This window comes from Actinocrispum wychmicini (assembly GCF_004345645.1).
Lineage (GTDB): Bacteria > Actinomycetota > Actinomycetes > Mycobacteriales > Pseudonocardiaceae > Kibdelosporangium > Kibdelosporangium wychmicini.
In genome coordinates, this window is record NZ_SLWS01000029.1 from 1 (window position 1) to 3,338 (window position 3,338).

General features: G+C 66.4%; 3 protein-coding genes. All 3 read left to right on the forward strand.

All coding sequences use genetic code 11. From position 1 onward, the window contains the following. Positions 1-12: 12 nt before the first annotated feature. Positions 13-1,569: a condensation domain-containing protein gene (locus tag EV192_RS53420; protein ID WP_279496512.1), complete on the forward strand. Its 1,557-nt coding sequence runs from the start codon at positions 13-15 to the stop codon at positions 1,567-1,569. 26 nt (positions 1,570-1,595) lie between these two features. Beyond that, positions 1,596-1,862 carry an acyl carrier protein gene (locus EV192_RS53425; protein WP_165961070.1) on the forward strand — a complete coding sequence of 89 codons (267 nt, stop codon included), beginning with the start codon at positions 1,596-1,598 and terminating at the stop codon, positions 1,860-1,862. 49 nt (positions 1,863-1,911) lie between these two features. Next, a partial coding sequence (locus tag EV192_RS53430) for a condensation domain-containing protein (protein ID WP_207926996.1) occupies positions 1,912-3,338 on the forward strand: 1,427 nt, incomplete at its 3' end.

The following is a 3,338-nucleotide window of genomic DNA, read 5'->3' on the forward strand; positions in this document are numbered from 1 at the left end:
GAGGGGGTAGGGGTGGGGGATAATTTCTTTGAGTTGGGTGGGGATTCTATTCAGGCGATGTTGATTGCCGCCCGGGCCGCCCGACACGGCATCAAGCTGAAACTACGGGCGGTTTTCGAACACCAGACGCTGGCGAGTCTCGCGAGGTCCGCGACGACCGACGCCACGAGCGAGACCGAGGACCTCTCGTTCGGCGACGCGGGAGATCTGACCATCCTGCCCGGGGTCCACTTCGACGACACACCGGCCGAGGTCCGCCGCACGTTCGCCGGGGCGATGATGATGGCTCCTACGACTCCCATGCAGGCGGGGATGCTCTTCCAGACACACGCCTTCCCGACGAAGGGCATGTACCTGCTCCAGCTGCGGTACGCGCTGCCAACGGACATCGATGCCGAGGCGCTCCGCTCCGCCTGGCAGGCGACTGTCGCCGCCTTCTCGATCCTGCGCACCTCGTTCACATGGGACGACAACGGGCAGACGATCCAGGTGATCTGGCCGGCGGCGACCATCCCGTTCCACCTCGTGAACTGGACCGAGGTGGATTCGGCCGAGCTCGATGACAGGTACGCCGCCCTGCTCGACAGCGACCGGGAGGCCGGTGTGGACATCGAGCGGGCGCCCTTGTCCCGGATCACCTTGATCCATCGGCCCGATCGCCGGTACGAGATGGTATGGACGTACCACCACGCGCTCCTCGACGGCTGGAGCCACTCCATCGTCCTGGGGGTACTTACCGAGAGCTACCAACGTATCCGCGCGGGCCTGCCCGTGGACAAGGTCGAGGCCGTTCCCTTCGTCCGGTACATCGACTGGCGGGCAAGGCAGGATCACGACGAAGCCCTCAAGCAGTGGACCTACTATCTTGAGGACTTCACCGGCAGCCGGGGGATTCCCCTTCCGCCCTGCGCCAGACCACAACACGTGCACGAGACCTTCGATCTGACCGCGGCGCAGGTCGACGAGCTACGCGCATTCGCCCGGCACGGCAAGGTGGCGTTCAACCTGCTGTTCCAGGCGGTCTGGGCGGTCATGCTCGCCGAACACACCGGAGAGCAGGACGTCCTGTTCGGCATGACGGTCGCGGGTCGCCCACCGGATCTCGCCGGAGTCGAGCAGATGGTGGGCATGTTGATCAACACTCTGCCGGTACGGGTGTGGGTCGAGCCGGACTGGGAGCCGATGGCGTGGCTGCACTCCATCCACGACAGCCAGTTGCGGGTGCGTGACCACGACTGGATCCCGCAGCCCGACCTCACCCGGCTGCTGCGACTCAGCCGCGGGGCCCCGCCGTTCGAGTCCTTCGTCAGCATCGAGGACTACCCGCGCAACAGTGGCGCCGAAGCGGGCCTTGCCGCGATCGGGGCGCAACCGCTGAACGGGATCATCCGCCACAGCGTTCCCATCATGCTGGGGGTCGTCCCGCACGGCGACGGCGTGCGGGTTCACCTCGTACTCCCCCAAGGTGACCCGCGGTGGACGCGTGCGCTGCTGAACAGGTATCGAGAGGCGCTGCTGTCACTACCACATGCCACCCAGGTCGCCGAGTTGTTCGCTCCGGTGACGTGACTCCCCATGAGATGAAAGGCGACAGCATGGATGCCGCGACCGCCCGTAGCCGCATCACCGAGGCATGGGAGAAGGTGTTGGGGCATACCGATTTCACCGATGACGACGACTTCTTCGCGGTGGGCGGCGACTCGATGGGCGCGATACTCCTGGTGCGCAAGCTCAACAAGGCGGGCGTGGCGGTCGAGCTCGCTGACCTCATGACGGAACCCACGGTGGCCGCGTTGGTCGCGGCCGCCTCGGCGGAGCCCGACGGGCCGGAGCGCCCGCAGCTGCGCCGGATACCGAGATAACGGCCCAACCGAGGGACGGCCGCGACCAGGCGAGTAGGAAGGCCATGCGATGGAACACGGCGACATGCTGATGCTTCCCAGCTCCGTGACACAGCAACGGCTGTACTTGCTGTTCCGGTCGAACCCGGACAGTCACGCGTACAACGTGACCGTTCCGCTGGCGATCGACGGCGTGCTGCCGGTCGGACAGTGGCGGGCCGCCATCGACGCCATCGTGAGCCGGCACGAGGCCCTGCGAACCACGCTTCGACTGGTCGACGGACGGGTGTTCCAGTGCGTCGCGGCCGGCCCGCGGGTCACGTTTGAGACGATGGAGTTCGAGGACGAGTCCGATCCGCTGCTGCTGGACGCACTGCGGGAGTGCAGGACACGTCCGTTCGACCTGGAACGTGGCCCGCTGATGCGCTGCCTGGTCGCGACCGGCCCGAGCCGCCAGAAGGTGGTCATCTGCATCCACCACAGCGTCTGCGACGGGATCTCAGTGAGTATCATCCTGCGCGAGCTGCGGCAGTTGCTGGCCACTCCCGACGCCGACCTGCCATTGCCGGACCTACAGTTCGCCGACTACGCGGCATGGGAGGAAGCCGCGCTCGACGGACCACGTATGTCCGCACAGGTCGCCGAATGGGTGGACGCCCTCTCCGGAGTGGCCAATCCGCATCGGCTGCCACTGGACGGCCCGCGTACGCCGGACTCCGTGGTGCCCGCGGGCCACGCCTCGTTCGTCATCGAGAGGGAACGGTGCGAACAGGTCCGTCAACTGGCGAAGAGCCTCCGCTGCTCCGAGTTCAGCGTCTACATGGGACTCGTACAGCTCTGGCTGCACAAGACCACCGGCGACCGCAAGGTGGCGGTGGGCGTCCCCGTCGGTAACCGGCCCGATTCGCAGCTCGACAACGTGGTGGGCTGCTTCGCCAACACCTTCGCCATCCCCTTCGACGCGGACCGGACCACGACCGTGGCCGAATGCGTCAAAGCGGCATCACGGTGGCTGCGCAAGGCGCTCGCCGAACAGTCCGTGCCGTTCGACCAGGTGGTGAGCGGGTTACGGGCGAACAGCAGCCTGGGACACGCGGCCGGCGAACGCTGGTCACCGGTGTTCCAGGTGTCGCTGACCTACCACGACACCCCGTTGGACCTGACGCCGATCGTCGGCCGGCCGGTGACCGCTCTGGACCTGGATGGGGCGACCGCCAAGTTCGACCTCGACATCGGTGTGTCCTGGCAGGACGAAGAACTGCACGGCACCGTGCTCTACAACGGCGACCTCTTCACCGAGGCGACCGTGCGCCACCGACTCGACTATCTGACCGAGCTCCTGACCATCATGGTCGACACCCCGCAGATGCGGATCGTGGACGTACCCGCGGTCTCGGCCGCGGAGCGGGATGTGGTGTTGGGTTTTGGTGGTGGTGTGGTGGGGGATGGGTTGGGGTTGGGTGTGGTGCATGGTTTGTTTGAGGGTTGGGTGGATTG

Coding starts and splice junctions, on each gene's coding strand:
- EV192_RS53425 (WP_165961070.1), top strand. CDS start 1,596: ATGGATGCCGCGACCGCCCGTAGCCGCATCACCGAGGCATGGGAGAAG.